The sequence below is a fragment of the Vibrio sp. HM8-C genome (assembly GCF_058630515.1).
In genome coordinates, this window is record NZ_JBMMKS010000004.1 from 160,698 (window position 1) to 177,188 (window position 16,491).

Sequence of the window (16,491 nt, forward strand, 5' to 3'; positions counted from 1 at the left end):
CCTTTCCTCATCCGTCTACTAGAATTCCAATATAGTCTCAAAGGTCAGCCGACCTTACCTACGATAGAAAAAGTTAGGGTGTAAAAATTATGAGTACACATCGTGAAATTCGCCACATTATCCCAGCACAACCTACTTCCGACGGCGACGGCGTAAAAATTCAGCGTGTTGCAGGGTTTAATAACACGGCTTTTTCTCCGTTTTTAATGATGGACGAACTCAAATCAGACAAACGTGCAGATTATGTTGGTGGATTCCCTCCACATCCACATCGTGGAATTGAAACGCTAACCTATATGCTTAAAGGCCATTTTGAACATAAAGATCATATGGGAAATGTGGGCGCCCTACGTTCTGGTGGCGCACAATGGATGGCTGCAGGACAAGGCGTTATCCACAGTGAGATGCCTATTATGCAAGATGGTGATTTACACGGATTCCAAATTTGGATAAACCAGCCAGCTCGCGACAAAATGAAGCCTGCTCAATACCATGATTTCCAACCTGAAACGATTACTGAGTTCAGAAGCGAACAACTTGGTTTACTAAGAGTTTTAGCTGGTGATATCACTGCCAATGGTACAGAACTGCAAGGACCACTGACGAAGACAGGTGTGCCGGCAACAATTGCTGACTGGCAGAGTGTTGCGGGGAGCACAGTCACCTTGCAAACGCCTAAACACCACAATGTCATGGTTTATACCTACAAAGGCAGTATTAAAGTCGGTGAGCGAGTGCTAATGCAAAGTGAGTTCGCCATTCTTTCTAGCGGTGAGGAATTCTCGATGACAGCCAATGACACGAGTGGTGTTCTGATATTTAGCGGTGAGCCGATTAATGAACCTGTTGTACATTACGGACCATTTGTCATGAACTCGATTCAAGAAATCGAACAGGCAATAAAAGACTACAACTCAGGCTTGTTTGAAACGTATTAATAAATTGAATTTGAAAAACTGCTTTGGTTTTTCTGTAGCTATTTAGTCTTAACGGCCAATAAGCTCACACACAAAAAGAGAATAATCCACTGCCCATTCCTTTTTGTTTTGCCACACTAGTCATTCATTTAATGAGTAACTAGTGTGGTCTTTTACCGTTATAGGTATTCGCACAAATAAGCAGTCGATGCTTCAACTTTTACTTCGAATGAAGAATTTCCTGCCACTTCAAAAGCGTCGCCGCTTTCAAATGTCATCCAGTCTTTGTCGCCAACACGTTTAATCGTTAACGCACCTTTTACGACTGTCATGCATTCTGGGTTGCCAGTGCTAAATGTATAACTTCCTGGAACCATTACACCTACAGTCACGTCGCTGTCTGCATGAGTAAAACCTAAAGACTTAACTGAGCCTTCAAAATAAGTGTTTTCCTTAATCATCGTTCTTCCTTGTAAATTATCAATTGCTTGCTAGTCCAAGCTACAGCGTATTGTTTTAACGCATTACAATCTTTGATTCAAGACGCAAAATATCCACATTATTTTTATTGATTTGTAACTAAGCGCGAGAAACATTTAAAATTCAAATGTAACAATTGGCGATCAGACTATGACTTTGGCCCATATGGTGTGGTGTAATGTTCACGTTTAGCGCGGTTAAAGTACCCTAATGCAGCTAATTAAAGTTCGATGCTTTAAATCATAAGCCGTTTGATGGTACTTTTAGCAAGTCGTATGAAAAAACCTACAAAATGAACAAGCAGTCGGAGTCATTAGTCACCTCATGTCAAAAGAAGCAATTTTCAAATCAGTATTCGCTACTACCCTAGGTGTAGCCGCATTACTGTGTGGGGCACTGATTTATTTTGGCTACCAAGCTTATACTAGTCCTTCACAGGTCTACGGTTCATGGGTTGAAATCAACGCTCCAGGATACCGCACAGAGGTACTTACCTTAAGTGATCAAGGTGTTTTTCGTAATCATCGACTGATCAGCACAAGCTTTGAATACGATGGTAAAAACATCAAAATAGAGACAGGACAAGGCCGTTCAGTTTATGCATTAGCAGGAACTGAAAGCTCACCACAACTTAAACGCATTCATCCTGCCTCACCGATCCAACGTTTTATCAAACAGGGCTATGAGGCTACTGTTGATTCCTCCGGCGGTGCAGAGACACGTCGAAGCGCCATCACTAGCCACTTCGACCAAAATTAACCTGTCAGAACGGTATCTTCAGGATACTTCAACAACGTTGGCTGTGGTGTTGCAAGCATATATGCCAGTGTCAACGGTCCTATACGACCAATGATCATCACCACCACCATGATGTATTTTCCAGGCTCAGAAAGTTCTGAAGTTAGCCCAGTAGATAACCCTACCGTAGCGAATGCTGATATCGTTTCAAACAAGATGTGATCAAAACTGGCGTGAGTTTCAGTGATCATCAGCAGGAACATTGCGATGGTCAGTAATGCACCACTTACAACAATAATCGCAAGTGCTTTCGTCACTGTTGGCCAGTTAACACTACGGCGGAACATAACAACGTGTTTTTTCTGACGTAGAAAAGACCAAGTTGCTACAAATGCCACAGCAAACGTAGACACCTTAATCCCTCCCCCTGTTGATGTAGAACCAGCACCGATCAACATCAGAATGATCATCACCAGTAACGCTGGGCGCGTATACTGAGCCAAATCGACACTATTAAACCCAGCAGTTCTAGCTGTTGCTGATTGGAAAAATGCAGCCAACCACTGCGATCCCAAATCCAAATTTTGCATAGTGTTGGGATTGTTCCTTTCCAAAAGCCAGAACAGTAAAGTTCCCACTAGCAAGAGAGTCGGAGTTGCAGTAAGCATGATTTTGGTATGCAGACTTAAGCGACGGATACCTCTGCGCCAGTTTGCCCACACATCTCCCACTACCGTAAAACCTAGACCACCAAAAATAAACAAACTCGAAAGAGTGATGATCACTAATGGATCGCCGACATAACCCATCATACTGTCGGAAAATAGTGAGAAACCAGCGTTATTAAACGCTGATATTGCATGGAACAGAGCGTAAAACAAACCTGTAGCCCAACCGAATTCAGGAACCCAGCGAAACGACAAAACAATAAATCCTATGCTCTCGGCAATCAGGGCAAAAGTGATGATTTTCTTAACCAGTTTGCGTAAATTAACTGCACGATCCTGACCTAATGCATCTTTTGCTAACGCTTGCTGATACAAGCTTAAGCGAACACCGAACAAGTACAAAAGTACCGCCGACAGTGTCATTTGTCCCAAACCGCCAATTTGCATTAAAGCCATCAGCAGTATTTTTCCTGCTAACGTGAAATGCTGACCGGTATCAACCACACCAAGGCCAGTCACACTGATAGCTGAAGTTGCCGTGAACAGCGCGTCTGCAAAACTCAATCCAGAGACTGAAAAAATAGGAAGAGTGAGTAGAATTGCAGAAGGTATCAGCACCCATAGGAAGCTGTATAATATGATTTTCGGCTCAGAGCTTTTCTTTTCCAAATGCTCTTTTTCTAAGGGGTAGAAAACACCGCTGCGGAATAAGCTCATAGAGATTTCAACTTAGCCATTAAAACGTCTTTAGGGCCAACAACGATTAACATGTCCCCAATTTCCATGACTTTATCGAGGTCAGGATTTTTGATAATTTCAGGACCGCGTTTAAACCCCAATACCTGAATTTCATCGTTCTGGCACAAACTCAGTTGCCCCATGGTTTTACCCATTAAGCGCGAACCAATTACAACTTCGGTCATCGCTAAGTTGCTGCCTAACTCTTGAAATTCCAATACGCGTTTATCCAACATTTTGCGCGCCACACGCACCCCCATATCTCGCTCAGGCATGATGATATGGTCAGCGCCGATTTTTTGCAGAATTTTGGAATGGAATTTATCGTTCGCTTTTACCCAAACTGATTTCACTCCCGACTCTTTCATCACTAATGTCGTCAAGATCGAAGCATTAACATCCTCGCCAATAGAGACCATGACCATGTCATAGTCACTCAGCTTTAATTCAGCCACAGTATCTTCAAGAGTACAATTAGCTACCACGGCTTGAGTAACAAACTGTGTCGCCGCTTTTACTTTTTCTTCATTCACATCTACTGCCAGCACCTGAGCACCAGCGTCTGCCAACTCTTGGCAAACCGATAAACCAAAACGCCCTAAGCCGACTACGGCAAACTGCTTATCACGAATTTTCATTTTCTTGCCTTACTGACTTAAATGATCGCCCAGATTGCTAAACTGGGGGATAACCATAGTAATTAATGTAATTACCAAACTTGTTGAATAATCTTGGTCTACTTTTTAATTAGCATAGAATGCCTTTAAAAACTCGCCACTTAACTCACATAATCTAGAGAATAAAGCGACTTTCTGTTAATTTAGACGAGAAAAATGACATCAAGTTCGGATGGATATGAACGAATTATTAACAGAGTTTCAAACTTCACAGTACCTCAAAGGCTGGGATAACAGCGTACTTTTCATTACTTTGGCGAGCTTAGTCGCATGGGTAATCTGGCGCTTCGTTTTTAGCCGTTTATCCAATATCAGTGAGAAAACCAAATTTCACTGGGATGACTTGGTTTTACATGCACTAAAAACCCCAATCAGTACTTTAATTTGGTGTTGGCCTGCAACCATCTCTCTGGGATTGCTATTGGATGATAACATTCAAAGCAAATTCAGTTGGTTAGCAACAAGTAAAAAGCTCATGCTGGCGGCTATCTTTATTTGGATTCTGATTCGCTTAGCCCTCAACGTTGAACACTATCTGCTTCAGGATAAAAGACGCGACGAGACAACCGTTCAGGCAGTGGGTAAGGTGTCTCGCTTGATCATTATGACCATTGGTCTTCTATCTGTGATGCAAACACTAGGAGTCAGCCTTCGTGGTTTGTTAACGTTTGGTGGTGTCGGTGGCTTGATTGTCGGACTTGCAGCAAAAGACTTACTTTCCAACTTCTTCGGTGGCTTAATGATTTACTTCGACCGCCCATTCAAGGTTGGTGAATGGATTCGCTCGCCTGACAGAGAAATTGAAGGGACGGTAGAACGCATCGGTTGGCGAATGACTATCATCCGAACATTTGACAAGAGACCTCTTTACGTTCCGAACTCTGTATTCAGCAATATCATTGTTGAAAACCCGTCACGTATGAAAAACCGTCGAATTTACGAAACGATTGGGCTGCGTTATCAAGATGCGGATAAGATGGCAACCATCGTTGCGCAAGTACGCGAGATGTTGGAAAACCACGAAGATATCGACGCCAACCAGACTCTGATAGTGAACTTCAACGCGTTTGGCTCGTCTTCTCTCGATTTTTTCATCTACACCTTTACTGAAACCATCAACTGGGTGCGATTCCATGAAGTGAAGCAAGATGTAATGCTTAAAGTGATGGGCATCATTCATCAAAATGGAGCCGATATAGCTTACCCAACGCGCACTCTTGTCATCGAACCAAAAGAAGCACCTTTCTTAGAAGATTGAACCATCGCAACTCGCACTCTAGGCATCAAAAACCCATAAAAGGCACTCTATGTGCCTTTTATCTCTCGCTAATTCTGGTAAGGTCACAGTGCATTCAATTAGGCTTTTGCTAAGAATGTTCATAAAGTTGAACACAAGTAGTGACCAACGAGATAGATAAATGGTGATGCCCAGCCAAAGCAACTAGCAACTAGCAACTAGCAACTAGGGATCACGATATTAAGGATGATTTATGAATAGTACGGCAATGTCTCACCAGACTGTCGACTCCAAACCACGGCTTTTTTGGCAAGGTACTGTCGCCATGCTACCACTTAGCGTAGCGGTTCTTCCGTGGGGATTACTTGCAGGTTCGTTTGCTATTGAAGCAGGACTCAATCCCTTCGAAAGCCAAGCGTTGTCTGCCATTCTTTTTGCTGGTTCTGCTCAGTTGGTCGCTACAGGTATGATCAAAGCGGGAGCGGGATTAATGACGATGCTGATAACCACATTCTTCATTACTTCTCGCCATTTCCTGTATAGCGTATCCATGAGAGGTAAAATTAGCCCTCTTCCAACACGTTGGCGTGTGGTTTTGGGTTTCTTGCTGACAGACGAGTTATTCGCACTATGTGGTCAGCAGAGTGAAAAGCAGTTTAACCGTTGGTATGCTTTTGGTGCTGGATTTAGTTTTTATCTTATTTGGAACTTAGCAACCTTAGTAGGGATTGTTGCCGGAAGTTATATACCTTCACTCAACTCTATTGGGTTGGATTTCGCAGTCGCTGCGACATTTATCGCCATTGTGATACCTAATGTAAAAAGCGTCCCTATCTTGGTCTCAGTGATCACGGCACTTATGCTGTCTGTCGCTCTAACGATTTTCAGTATCAATGGCAGCTTAATGTACGCCAGCATAGGAGCCATGTTAGCGGGCTACTTTACTGAATTGGCACTCGCTAGAAAGGCAAAGAGCAATACACAAGTTGGAGATAAAGCATGATTATTCTCTCCATATTAGCTATGACGTGTTTGGTATTTCTTAGCCGCTATCTTTTTCTTGAACCAAGGCTGCCGCTACGTTTAAGCCCAGGAGTGCAGAAGTTACTCAGCTATTCCAGTCCAGCTGTACTCACCGCGATTTGGGCTCCGATTGTTTTTACTCATGACAGTGAGTTGAACACGTCTTCTCAAAACCCATACCTTTGGGCTGCAATATTGGCAGGCATCATTGCTTGGAAAACAAAGAATGTTTTACTGACCACAGTGGTAAGCATGGCTGCTTTTCTAGTGCTTAATTTGGTCGTGTGGGGCTAAGAGTTAGATTTACAAGCAGTTAGATTTACAAGCAATAAATCCGTTGGGAACATCCCTTCTTACATCGCTCAACATAGGTAAGTAAGAAGGGAATCAAACAAAGGCTATTCAGCAGCCCATTCAATCTCGATAAGTGTTTTATCACCGCTTTTTAGGCGGCCTAAGAACACATCGCCACGATGCACTTCTCCGACACCTTGAGGCGTGCCAGTCATAACAATATCGCCATCAAAAAGCGTGGTGTAAGATTTCAACTCATTAAGAATCACATCTGGTTTGAACATCATTTGTTCGACACCACCAGCTTGAACTCTCACACAGTTAATGAGTAACTCAAGATGTAAAGAAGCGATATCAATCCCATCCAATGGAATAAAGCGGCTAAACACAGCAGAACCATCAAAAGCTTTCGCTCGTTCCCAAGGTAAACCTTGTTTCTTTAAAACAGCTTGTTGCTCACGTTTGGTAAGGTCTAAACCCAGACCTACTGCAGAAAATTGCCCATCTTTCACAAGAAAACAGATCTCTGTTTCGTAGTGTAATGTCTCCTGATGGAAAGAGTGTAAGACTGACGTAACGCTGCTGTTTGGTTTATTAAATACCACCATCTGATCCGGAATGGCATTATTTAGCTCTTTGATATGCTCAACATAATTACGGCCCACACAGACAACTTTCGATGGGTAAATAGGTTGTTCATCTAATCGAACTGAGTTCATTTTTCTTCCTTGAACATTGAGTGAGCGAAAATTTTATCTTATCCGTTTAATACAACAACTAAATTGATGAATGTGTTACTTAAACTAAGATCTTTCGCTCGCTTTTCTTGATTAAGACAACTTTGCAATGACCTTTTCGCAAAGTGTTTTTAACGAGATCAGTTCGTCCAATTCAAGGTCAAGCTTGCATAGCATGGCATTCGGAATAGACATCGCTTTCTGCCTAAGAGCAAAACCTTCTTCAGTGAGGAAAAGTTCACGTACACGCTCATCTGACTGCCCACGCTTTCGGATAACAATACCCTTGGTCTCCAATCGTTTTAAAAGCGGTGTCAGTGTTCCTGAATCAAGATGCAATCTTTCACCAAGTATCTTTACGTTAATTCCGTTGGTTTGCCATAGCACCATCATAACCAGATATTGGGCATAGGTAAGATCGAGTGCATCCAGCAGTGGTCGATATGCTCGAACAACGGCATTTGCTGCACTATACAAAGGAAAACAAAGCTGATTATCAAGCAACAAAAGCTCTTCTTTGCTTAAAGAATCTACATTCTTACCTGTTACACAATGACTCATGTTTCTCTCTCTCAAACTAAGTTGTGCACAATATACTTGCAATCGACCTAAAGATCGATTTAATATTGCAAACAATTAGATTGTTCACAATATAAATTAAGGTAAAAAACATGGCGACTATCTATACAACAAAAGCAACAGCGTTAGCAGGCCGTAACGGTAAAGTTTCTACAGAAGACGGTTTACTATCTGTAGACTTAAGCTACCCAAAAGAAATGGGTGGCAATGGAACAGCAACTAACCCAGAGCAACTATTTGCAGCTGGCTATTCTGCTTGTTTCTCAAACGCAATCTTACACGTAGCTCGTGAAGCAAAAGTAACGCTTAAATCCGCACCCGTAACTGCTGAAGTTGGTATCGGCCCTAATGACAATGGAGGCTTCGCGCTAACGGTGAGCCTAGAAGCTCAGTTAGATTTAGAAGAAGCTTTGGCTGTTGAACTAGTAAAAACTGCTCATCAAGTATGCCCATATTCAAACGCAACTCGCGGCAATATCGCCGTTGCTTTGACAGCAAACGGCGTGAAAATCGCTTAAGTTAAATAGCAACACGCCAAAAGCTCGCCCTGTGCGAGCTTTTTTAATCACAATAATGCCAACAAGTTGAAATCAAAGCGTCATTTAACCCAACTATCTTAGCGTACAGCAAAGAGATGAGTTCAAATGCTATAAGTATCTTGTAACTAGTAATGTTTGCTTGGTTTAAATACTCCCAAGGTAAGTCCTTTTGGCCAGATGTAAATCTGGCCTTTTTTATTTGCACCAGATCACAGCGTGCTGCTCCATGAAGATGCACGTAACTTAATTGTACAAAAATGCAAAATAAACATAACTCATTGTAATTAAAGAAAAATGAAAACTGGCATACTTAATGCTTTATATAAAGTACAAATGCAGGCAGCGTTTGTGCTTCTTTTCAGTGATAAGGCAGAAATCACTGGTCACTTCATGTTCTTTCGGCCTCCTATTAGGAGGCCTTTTTTTATCTGCCATTTACCTCAAATTTACTGAATAGCTCCAACAGATAATCACAATTGGTTTCCCAGCAAATAGCACGTATCATTCATTCCATTCTCTTTAATTGTTAAGCATTTCAAATGAACGGAAAACATCAGCCAATCCATGGCGCATTTTGGATGTTAACAGCAGGACTCGCTTTTGCTGTTGTGAACAGTGTGACGCAGATTGCGAGCATTAAATTCGGACTCACTTCAACGACTGTCGCCTTGATTCAATACGCTGTCGCCATTGTAGTTATTCTCCCTTATTTAAAAACGTTAGGGATTCGCCAATCACTTCGTACTCAATATTTTGGTTGGCACGTGTTTCGTGTTTTTTTGGCGGTGATTGGCATTCAATTGTGGCTGTGGGCTCTAGCCTACCCAGTGCCTATTTGGCAAGGTATCGCGCTACTCATGACTTCGCCTTTATTTGCCACTGTGGGTTCAGGTCTACTGCTGAAAGAAAAAGTCGGTGTAGCACGCTGGGGTGCAACGCTAACTGGCTTTATCGGCGCGATGATCATTCTAGAGCCGTGGGCTGAAGATTTTAGCTGGGCTACCCTACTGCCTGTTGGCGCAGCCTTCTTCTGGGCATGCTATTCATTAATGGTTAAAAAATTATCTGCCGTTGATAGCCCATCAACCATGGTTGTCTACCTATTGCTGCTCATCACACCGTTTAACTTGCTATTAGCTGTTCCAGAATGGCAAACACCTGTCGGTGGTACTTTGTGGGCTTTACTCATTGCGGCAGGAGCAATGACAGCACTAGCACAATGGGCGATAGTAAAAGCTTACTCGGTTGCCGATGCATCATTCGTACAGCCTTTTGATCACGCAAAACTACCACTAAACGTTCTTGCTGGTTGGATGGTTTTCGGCTGGGTTCCACCAGGTCGACTATGGCTGGGCGCAATCATCATCATCATGTCGGTTGCATTTATCACCCAATGGGAAGCAAAAAAGACGCACGCTGAAATAAAAACGGCCTAAAGCCGTTCTTATGTTTTAAGTAATCAAGTGTAGGTTACATTTAACTAGGTCTTTAAAACCATGACAAAGCCAATTACAGTGACTTTATATCGATGGGCTGGAAGCTTTGGCCCATTTAAAGTGAATATTCCCTGTGGTGAATGCACCCTGACAAAAGACATTCTTCTCGATACGTTTAAAAACGAACTCGCGGATGTACCGATTGAGCTGGAAGTTAAAGATTGGCTCTCTCATTGGTGGGAACCACTAAAATACGGTGCTTGGCACGCACCTATCGTGATCCTAGAAGGCAAAGTGATTAGCCAAGGTGAAGCACTCAACAGAGGATTGTTGGTACAAGCTGCAATCAAAGAGTGGACAGAACGTGACACTCTGAAAGGCAATATTGTTTATGGTAAAGAGACTTGCCCATACTGCACTAAAGCAAAACAGCTACTCAACCAAGCAGGTATTACTTATCAATACCAAGACGTGGTAAAAAACAGCGCTGCGTTATACCGAATGATTCCAGAAGTAAAAGCCATCATTGGAGAAAAAACACCTGTCACAGTTCCGCAGATTTGGATTGAAGGTAAATACATTGGCGGTTGCAGCGAACTTGAAGTTTGGCTACAGCAAGAAAGTAACCACATCATCGCCTCTAGACCACCAGAAAATGTCCACCCAATTCACGCTAAAGAGCACCGATAGATTAAGAGATATTCCTGCTCTCTTTTCGAGCTGAGAGAATATGCTAGCCCCTTATCAATATGACAGATAAGCAAAAGCCCTGAGATTTTTCAATCTCAGGGCCTTCTGGATTTATCAAATTCAGCCTAATTACTTACTGATTTTCTTAAGAAACATTTTAATACGAGAAGGCTTCTTAACTTTGGCTTTTCCGTAAAGAGTTTCGTCCATCACTTGTTTAACAACCACTTCACCAGTAATCATATAAGCTGAAGCAAATTGAAAATTCATAGTGTGTCTCCGCAATTTTTGTAAATTTACCACTAAATTTGTGCGTGAACTATATCACACAAATAAGCAATAACAAGACTTGAATCACACTATTCAATGCAATGAATATTAGCTTCTTTTTGGCTGCTTATATGTTTTTCCAGCTGCTTGATATGTATCTCTTTGTTTAACTTCAAAATTAACATCAAAGAACCAAGCAACAAATTTAATTACATCGTCACCTTCATTCATTACATGCTCAACAAACTCTTGCTCTTCGCCTTGTTCATTTTGTTGTAAAGTTACGTGATAAATGCGTTGTTCACCGTCCACTTCTGCCAGTGCAAACTGACCTGTTAATGATTGAGCAGCTTCCGCAATTTCTTCATCTTCACTCGCTTTTAGCAGCTCTAAAGCTTGAGGTAAGTTTTCTTTCTCACATAAGCTTTTAACCAAAGCTTCAAATTCGTTTTGCTGCATAAATGCACTCCTCAATTAAATACGCGTGGATTATATACGTAAAACTGACAGTTTCGATAACAACACTCTGACTTTGTATGAAGATTTAACCCATAAAAAAGCCCTATCTAATGATAGGGCTCTTCTTCACTGCTCAGTTAACCTTCTTGTGGTACATCTTTACCATTTGAAGCCAGCATGCTTTCTTTGGTATCAAGGATCTTATTTAGCTCATCACGACGTGCTATGAATTGAGATATTTCACTTTTAGGCACCGAAGTCGCCATAGGTATGTTCGCTTTCATCGCGTCAACCGGACGACCACGAACAATCAATTCATAGTGTAGATGCGGTCCAGTCACTCTTCCCGACTGACCTGACAAGCCTATTTTTTGCCCACGGGTTATCTTTTGACCTTTACGTACCAATATTTTGCTTAAGTGCAAATAGCGGGTGCTATAAGTATTGTCATGTTTGATGACTACATAGTTACCCGCATAAGGATGGTTACGTGTCATGATGACTTCACCATCACCAGTTGATAGCACAGGTGTCCCTATTGGCGTAGCGAAATCCGTTCCGTTGTGCGGAGCAAATAAGCCAGTAACAGGGTGGTGACGGTTAGGGTCGAAACCTGATGACATTCTCCAATGTGTTTTTGTCGGATAACGTTGAAAAGCACGTTGAAGACTGTTGCCATCTTTATCGTAGTACTGACCATCTTTGTAAAGATATGCCGCGATTTCACTGCTACGACTGTAAATTTTGATCGCTTGAATTTCTCGGTTGCCTGTCAGTTTCTCTCCGACATACTGACGAGACTGCACAACTTCAAACTGATCTCCAGCACGTAAGTCTCTGCCAAAATTCACTTTATCTTTTAATAAAGCAACGATTTGGTCGATCTCCGCACTACCCAAACCCAATTTATTCGCTGATTGTGAGAAGCTCCCCTGAATTTCACCAACAAGGGCAAATTCTTTCCAGCGGCTTGGTAAAGTTACGTCTTTATATTCATAACTTCCATCTTCAACACGCGAATAAACTGCTCGCTCAACCAAGCTAAACTCTAGCTCCATCTTATCTAGAGTTTGTTTATTGTCACCTGACCAGAAACGTAAAATGTTACCCGGCTTTAAAGTATCTAGTGCCAGATAGTTTAAGTCTGTTTCCATAATCTTCATCAGCTCTTGGTATGAATAACCAAGCTGGCTAAAGATGCTACTTAAATTGTCACCAGACCTGATGACATACTCGTAATCTGGAAGTGGCACACTATCTTGCTTTGACTCTCCAAAAATGGTTTCTACCATATCTGTATCTGGAAGAGATAGAGCGATACGTCGCTGATTTGACTCAGGATTTGAAGACAACAAGATGGCTGCAGCAGCTACAATAGGCAACCCTATTGCAAAGGCTTTCTTTCTTTTCGAAAGCTCTGAAAATCGCAAAATAACAGATTTTGAAAGCACAACCTTACCTGTGTAAATGATATAAAAGAGGCACAGATTACGGCTTTCTAAGCGAAATGTCATTATTGACCGAGTAAAGAAACGTAAAAAGGCACAAAAGTGCCTTTTTATATGCTTTGTTTATAGCGCAAGTTTAGCTCTACATAACCCAAAAACATTACTCTTTAACGTATAGGATCTAAACCAATTCATTGGTGAGTAGATACCATACAATTGTCTTCGCCAAAGCCATTTGGAATGTACTGATCAGCCTGTGGATCATTAACCCACAGTTCTTCGTCCAACAAATAGCGGAATTGATAATTTGAGTCTTTTGGTAGGCGTGCTTTAAATTTAAAAACACTGGTTTTTGGTACTTTCTTCATTGGTTGAGGCTGCCAATCAAGAAAGTCAGCGACAATAGCTACATTCGATGCAACATCTGGCGCATCCAGTTCGAATGTCACTTCTACTTCATCTTTTGTCTTAAAGAAACGCTTGTTAATCATGTCAAACTCCATTTTCGGTCAAAAAGTGTTCAGCTAGGCAAATGATAGAAACTCAATTACAAACTTTCAAATTCAGCCAAGATGTTTCCTCAAACAAATGAGTATCACCAAGCTATTATCCTGCTATGACGAACCGGACTGGAAGCTGTGCTTCTAGTTAGCTGTAGATAGCTGATATTTCTCCGATATCGAAAATAGTATAGACATAGATTCAGTCGGTGCCTCAGAAAAAGCCATATTATTTGCATGGCTTAATAAGGAAACCGTCACTTGGTGGGCATTTTGAGTGAGAGACTGTACTTCTATGCGGTCGCCCAGAAACTCACTACTGACCATTACCATTCGAGATCTAAGCTCGTCGTATTTAAACAAAGCCAAGTAATTAAACACTCCTGAGCCTTGATTCGAAACGCGAATGACCGACAGATAGCCGCGTTGTTCATCATAACCCTCGAGTTTACGCATCAATTGAGTGTCTAAAGCAACGGTACCGCGCTCGCTGCCCGAGTCGTAATCTCCCAACACCCAACGATGCTGTTCATCCCAAGATTCCATAAAAGCAAAACTGGGTGTTTCAGGTACTGGCACAGTAATGGGATTTGGCACATTTATTCCAAACACCTCAAGAGCGATAGGATCTTGCTGTTGAGTCTTGGTGGGAAATTTAGCCAAGATTTCGTCATCGGAAAGAGAAAATCGGTAGATACCGGCAGATATGACGATAATGAGTAAAACAATCGGAGTAAGCAGAACAAGTGGAACAGGTAATAGGCGTTTTTTCATAATTTAATAAGCTATTTTTTCGTAGGCGCAGACACTATAACTCAAGCGACTTAACATTAAGAATATTAAGCCAGTAACCTATTAGTAAAAATTCATTAACAGGTGCGTGCTTGATACATTTCGCTCGTACATTTATTCATGAGTTATTGGTAAAAATGCATTCGAATCCTACCTTTACAGGGCATAAAATGAGCGTAGAATCAAACGCCGTTCGATTACCACACCAACTTTAAGGCTATTGATATGTTTGCCATCTATGAATCCCACAAAGCAGGTCTACTAAAAAGTAAACATTGGTTAAACAACTTAAGTGCGGGTTTGATTGTCGGCGTGGTTGCTCTTCCTTTGGCGATGGCGTTTGCTATTGCATCAGGCGTTAAACCTGAACAAGGTATTTACACTGCAATTATTGCTGGCTTAATTGTTTCTATTTTCGGTGGTTCAAGGGTTCAGATTGCAGGACCAACTGGCGCCTTCATTGTTATCCTCGCAGGCATTGTTGCCCAGTACGGTGTAGGCGGTTTACAAATTGCCACAATGATGGCGGGCGTTATTCTCCTCATTCTTGGTGTAACCAAGTTGGGCAGCATTATTCGCTACATTCCCGATCCTGTTATTGTCGGCTTCACTAGCGGTATTGGCGTTATTATTTGGGTTGGGCAATGGCAAGATTTCTTTGGCTTACCAAAGATCAGTGGAGCACATTTCCACCAAAAGCTGCTTTCCATTTTTAACGCTTTCCCACAGTTTCATCTAACAACAACATTACTAGCACTGCTTTCGTTAGCATTAGTTATCCTCGGTCCAAAAATTCCTAAGCTGTCACGAATCCCTGGTCCTTTATTGGCGCTCATTGTTGTGACCACTCTGCAGTATTTTGTTGGTTTTGATGGCGTGCGAACCATCGGTTCTGCTTTTGGCGGTATACCTCAAGGCTTACCAGAGCTGTCTGTTCCAGACATTTCTTTCTCACAAATCATTCAGCTCATCGGCCCTGCTTTTGCTATTGCAATGCTAGGGGCAATCGAATCACTGCTTTCTGCAGTTGTTGCCGATGGTATGTCTGGTACTAAGCACAACTCCAACCAAGAACTGGTGGGACAAGGTATCGCTAATATAATTGCCCCTATCTTTGGCGGGATTGCGGCAACAGGCGCTATTGCACGTACTGCAACAAACATTCGTAATGGAGGTAACAGCCCATTAGCAGGCATTATTCATGCGCTCACGTTGATTGTGATTCTTTTAGTGTTAGCACCACTAGCCGTTAATATTCCACTTGCAACACTAAGTGCGATTCTATTTGTAGTGGCTTGGAACATGAGTGAGCTCCCTCACTTCATTAAGCTTGTGAAACGAGCGCCAAGAGCCGATGTGGCAATTCTATTGATTACCTTTAGCTTGACTGTATTTGCAGATTTAGTCGTCGCAGTAAACATTGGTGTCATCATCGCGATTCTTCACTTTGTGAAACGCATGGCTTCCAGTGTAGAAGTGAAAGCACCGACTGCTGAAGAGTTGAACCCAGACTTACAGCGACACGGCAAAAACGCTTTACCAAGAGAATTGGCTATTTATGCACTCGACGGACCGTTCTTTTTCGCAGCCGCGGAAACATTTGAGCGAGTAATGACGAGTATTCAAGAAACACCAAAGATTTTAATTATCCGATTACGCTGGGTTCCATTTATGGACATTACTGGTCTTCAAGCACTCGAAGAGATTATCGAGAACTTCCATCGTAAGAATGTCACAGTGCTCATTTCAGGTGCAAACCCACGAGTTACCCAAAAGCTGAGCCGTGCTGGTATTATTCATCTTGTCGGTGAAGAGAACGTGTATAAAGAGTTCGACGATGCACTGCGCGACAGCTTAGATGCTATCGATAAAATTACGTTAACAAATTCAGAACCAGCTTAACTCTGAACGGCAACAATCTTTTATTGTCAATCCTCATATTTAAGCTCTTGGTCGAACAACCAAGAGCTTTTCTTTATAAATCTATAACTTACCAACCAAAAGCCACTTTCAACCTGCATTTTAATCTCCAAGTCTGTGCCCGAACTCACATTAAATGCACAAACCATTTTCTACAAATCATTCACCAGTGTAACAATAACGAAACAAATCACCATGATTTGCCATTCTCAAAGTGCAAAGGAATGAATATCTACCCTTTTATGATGAATAGTATTGCTAAACTATCAAAAAATAGATATTCTCGCGCCAATGAGTAAATACGGATGTTTAGTGAATTAATATGCCAAGGATATGGCGTTAATTGACT

Annotated in this window: 19 protein-coding genes; 9 read left to right on the forward strand and 10 right to left on the reverse strand. The window is 41.9% G+C overall.

Going from position 1 to position 16,491, the window contains the following annotated elements:
• Positions 1-89 precede the first annotated feature (89 nt).
• Complete coding sequence (locus ACOSVQ_RS07055) at positions 90-938, forward strand: pirin family protein (protein ID WP_491981842.1); 849 nt, start codon at positions 90-92, stop codon at positions 936-938.
• A gap of 158 nt (positions 939-1,096) precedes the next feature.
• Here ACOSVQ_RS07055 and ppnP read toward each other — a convergent pair whose 3' ends face one another.
• Positions 1,097-1,378: a pyrimidine/purine nucleoside phosphorylase gene (ppnP, locus tag ACOSVQ_RS07060; RefSeq protein WP_491981843.1), complete on the reverse strand. Its 282-nt coding sequence runs from the start codon at positions 1,376-1,378 to the stop codon at positions 1,097-1,099.
• 343 nt (positions 1,379-1,721) lie between these two features.
• On the opposite strand from ppnP, the gene ACOSVQ_RS07065 reads away from it, so the two are divergent.
• Entirely contained in the window at positions 1,722-2,156 is a 435-nt protein-coding gene (locus tag ACOSVQ_RS07065; RefSeq protein WP_491981844.1) for a DUF2850 domain-containing protein, read from the forward strand.
• On the opposite strand, the gene ACOSVQ_RS07070 is transcribed toward ACOSVQ_RS07065, so the two are convergent.
• On the reverse strand, positions 2,153-3,520 hold the full coding sequence (locus tag ACOSVQ_RS07070; protein ID WP_491981845.1) for a TrkH family potassium uptake protein: 1,368 nt from the start codon (positions 3,518-3,520) through the stop codon (positions 2,153-2,155). The genes ACOSVQ_RS07065 and ACOSVQ_RS07070 overlap by 4 nt on opposite strands.
• Entirely contained in the window at positions 3,517-4,179 is a 663-nt protein-coding gene (locus ACOSVQ_RS07075) for a potassium channel family protein (protein WP_491981846.1), read from the reverse strand. Before ACOSVQ_RS07075 ends, ACOSVQ_RS07070 begins: the two co-directional genes overlap by 4 nt.
• A gap of 217 nt (positions 4,180-4,396) precedes the next feature.
• Here ACOSVQ_RS07075 and ACOSVQ_RS07080 point away from each other — a divergent pair, with 217 nt between their 5' ends.
• The 3 genes from ACOSVQ_RS07080 (at position 4,397) to ACOSVQ_RS07090 (ending at position 6,772) form a co-directional block, all read left to right on the forward strand.
• Complete coding sequence (locus ACOSVQ_RS07080) at positions 4,397-5,476, forward strand: mechanosensitive ion channel family protein (protein ID WP_491981847.1); 1,080 nt, start codon at positions 4,397-4,399, stop codon at positions 5,474-5,476.
• Between the two features lie 232 nt (positions 5,477-5,708).
• Positions 5,709-6,458: an AzlC family ABC transporter permease gene (locus ACOSVQ_RS07085; protein ID WP_491981848.1), complete on the forward strand. Its 750-nt coding sequence runs from the start codon at positions 5,709-5,711 to the stop codon at positions 6,456-6,458.
• On the forward strand, positions 6,455-6,772 hold the full coding sequence (locus ACOSVQ_RS07090; RefSeq protein ID WP_491981849.1) for an AzlD domain-containing protein: 318 nt from the start codon (positions 6,455-6,457) through the stop codon (positions 6,770-6,772). The genes ACOSVQ_RS07085 and ACOSVQ_RS07090 overlap by 4 nt, the downstream gene beginning before the upstream one ends.
• Before the next feature lie 104 nt (positions 6,773-6,876).
• On the opposite strand, the gene ACOSVQ_RS07095 is transcribed toward ACOSVQ_RS07090, so the two are convergent.
• Positions 6,877-7,491, reverse strand: a complete 615-nt coding sequence (locus ACOSVQ_RS07095; protein WP_491981850.1) for a fumarylacetoacetate hydrolase family protein — start codon at positions 7,489-7,491, stop codon at positions 6,877-6,879.
• Positions 7,492-7,602: 111 nt separating this feature from the next.
• A complete protein-coding gene (gene ohrR / locus ACOSVQ_RS07100) occupies positions 7,603-8,070 on the reverse strand; it encodes a transcriptional regulator OhrR (protein WP_491981853.1) in 468 nt (155 codons plus the stop codon).
• 110 nt (positions 8,071-8,180) lie between these two features.
• On the opposite strand from ohrR, the gene ohr reads away from it, so the two are divergent.
• From ohr to ACOSVQ_RS07115, 3 genes are all read left to right on the forward strand, one after another.
• A complete protein-coding gene (gene ohr, locus ACOSVQ_RS07105) occupies positions 8,181-8,606 on the forward strand; it encodes an organic hydroperoxide reductase Ohr (protein WP_491981855.1) in 426 nt (141 codons plus the stop codon).
• A gap of 560 nt (positions 8,607-9,166) precedes the next feature.
• A complete protein-coding gene (locus tag ACOSVQ_RS07110) occupies positions 9,167-10,063 on the forward strand; it encodes a DMT family transporter (RefSeq protein WP_491981856.1) in 897 nt (298 codons plus the stop codon).
• A gap of 60 nt (positions 10,064-10,123) precedes the next feature.
• Positions 10,124-10,753, forward strand: coding sequence for a glutaredoxin domain-containing protein (locus ACOSVQ_RS07115; RefSeq protein ID WP_491981857.1), 630 nt, complete (start codon positions 10,124-10,126; stop codon positions 10,751-10,753).
• A 129-nt stretch (positions 10,754-10,882) separates the two neighbouring features.
• Here ACOSVQ_RS07115 and ACOSVQ_RS07120 read toward each other — a convergent pair whose 3' ends face one another.
• The 5 genes from ACOSVQ_RS07120 to ACOSVQ_RS07140 form a co-directional block, all read right to left on the reverse strand.
• Complete coding sequence (locus ACOSVQ_RS07120; protein ID WP_491981859.1) at positions 10,883-11,023, reverse strand: hypothetical protein; 141 nt, start codon at positions 11,021-11,023, stop codon at positions 10,883-10,885.
• A gap of 108 nt (positions 11,024-11,131) precedes the next feature.
• Positions 11,132-11,482, reverse strand: a complete 351-nt coding sequence (locus ACOSVQ_RS07125) for a hypothetical protein (protein WP_491981860.1) — start codon at positions 11,480-11,482, stop codon at positions 11,132-11,134.
• Positions 11,483-11,619: 137 nt separating this feature from the next.
• On the reverse strand, positions 11,620-12,933 hold the full coding sequence (gene shyA, locus ACOSVQ_RS07130; protein ID WP_491981861.1) for a peptidoglycan DD-endopeptidase ShyA: 1,314 nt from the start codon (positions 12,931-12,933) through the stop codon (positions 11,620-11,622).
• Between the two features lie 188 nt (positions 12,934-13,121).
• Positions 13,122-13,421, reverse strand: a complete 300-nt coding sequence (locus tag ACOSVQ_RS07135) for an isoamylase early set domain-containing protein (RefSeq protein WP_165313499.1) — start codon at positions 13,419-13,421, stop codon at positions 13,122-13,124.
• A gap of 153 nt (positions 13,422-13,574) precedes the next feature.
• On the reverse strand, positions 13,575-14,204 hold the full coding sequence (locus tag ACOSVQ_RS07140) for a hypothetical protein (RefSeq protein ID WP_491981863.1): 630 nt from the start codon (positions 14,202-14,204) through the stop codon (positions 13,575-13,577).
• A 243-nt stretch (positions 14,205-14,447) separates the two neighbouring features.
• Between ACOSVQ_RS07140 and ACOSVQ_RS07145 the strand changes: the two genes are divergently transcribed.
• Positions 14,448-16,124, forward strand: a complete 1,677-nt coding sequence (locus ACOSVQ_RS07145; protein ID WP_491981864.1) for a SulP family inorganic anion transporter — start codon at positions 14,448-14,450, stop codon at positions 16,122-16,124.
• Positions 16,125-16,491 lie beyond the last annotated feature (367 nt).

Excerpts from the sequence above, each read along its gene's own strand:
- ACOSVQ_RS07080 (WP_491981847.1), top strand. The coding sequence starts at position 4,397 with ATGAACGAATTATTAACAGAGTTTCAAACTTCACAGTACCTCAAAGGC.
- ACOSVQ_RS07070 (WP_491981845.1), bottom strand. The coding sequence starts at position 3,520 with ATGAGCTTATTCCGCAGCGGTGTTTTCTACCCCTTAGAAAAAGAGCAT.
- ACOSVQ_RS07110 (WP_491981856.1), top strand. The coding sequence starts at position 9,167 with ATGAACGGAAAACATCAGCCAATCCATGGCGCATTTTGGATGTTAACA.
- ACOSVQ_RS07115 (WP_491981857.1), top strand. The coding sequence starts at position 10,124 with ATGACAAAGCCAATTACAGTGACTTTATATCGATGGGCTGGAAGCTTT.
- ACOSVQ_RS07065 (WP_491981844.1), top strand. The coding sequence starts at position 1,722 with ATGTCAAAAGAAGCAATTTTCAAATCAGTATTCGCTACTACCCTAGGT.
- ohr (WP_491981855.1), top strand. The coding sequence starts at position 8,181 with ATGGCGACTATCTATACAACAAAAGCAACAGCGTTAGCAGGCCGTAAC.
- ACOSVQ_RS07145 (WP_491981864.1), top strand. The coding sequence starts at position 14,448 with ATGTTTGCCATCTATGAATCCCACAAAGCAGGTCTACTAAAAAGTAAA.
- ACOSVQ_RS07075 (WP_491981846.1), bottom strand. The coding sequence starts at position 4,179 with ATGAAAATTCGTGATAAGCAGTTTGCCGTAGTCGGCTTAGGGCGTTTT.
- ACOSVQ_RS07120 (WP_491981859.1), bottom strand. The coding sequence starts at position 11,023 with ATGAATTTTCAATTTGCTTCAGCTTATATGATTACTGGTGAAGTGGTT.
- ACOSVQ_RS07055 (WP_491981842.1), top strand. The coding sequence starts at position 90 with ATGAGTACACATCGTGAAATTCGCCACATTATCCCAGCACAACCTACT.
- ACOSVQ_RS07090 (WP_491981849.1), top strand. The coding sequence starts at position 6,455 with ATGATTATTCTCTCCATATTAGCTATGACGTGTTTGGTATTTCTTAGC.
- ACOSVQ_RS07135 (WP_165313499.1), bottom strand. The coding sequence starts at position 13,421 with ATGATTAACAAGCGTTTCTTTAAGACAAAAGATGAAGTAGAAGTGACA.
- ppnP (WP_491981843.1), bottom strand. The coding sequence starts at position 1,378 with ATGATTAAGGAAAACACTTATTTTGAAGGCTCAGTTAAGTCTTTAGGT.
- ACOSVQ_RS07125 (WP_491981860.1), bottom strand. The coding sequence starts at position 11,482 with ATGCAGCAAAACGAATTTGAAGCTTTGGTTAAAAGCTTATGTGAGAAA.
- ACOSVQ_RS07140 (WP_491981863.1), bottom strand. The coding sequence starts at position 14,204 with ATGAAAAAACGCCTATTACCTGTTCCACTTGTTCTGCTTACTCCGATT.
- ACOSVQ_RS07095 (WP_491981850.1), bottom strand. The coding sequence starts at position 7,491 with ATGAACTCAGTTCGATTAGATGAACAACCTATTTACCCATCGAAAGTT.
- ACOSVQ_RS07085 (WP_491981848.1), top strand. The coding sequence starts at position 5,709 with ATGAATAGTACGGCAATGTCTCACCAGACTGTCGACTCCAAACCACGG.
- ohrR (WP_491981853.1), bottom strand. The coding sequence starts at position 8,070 with ATGAGTCATTGTGTAACAGGTAAGAATGTAGATTCTTTAAGCAAAGAA.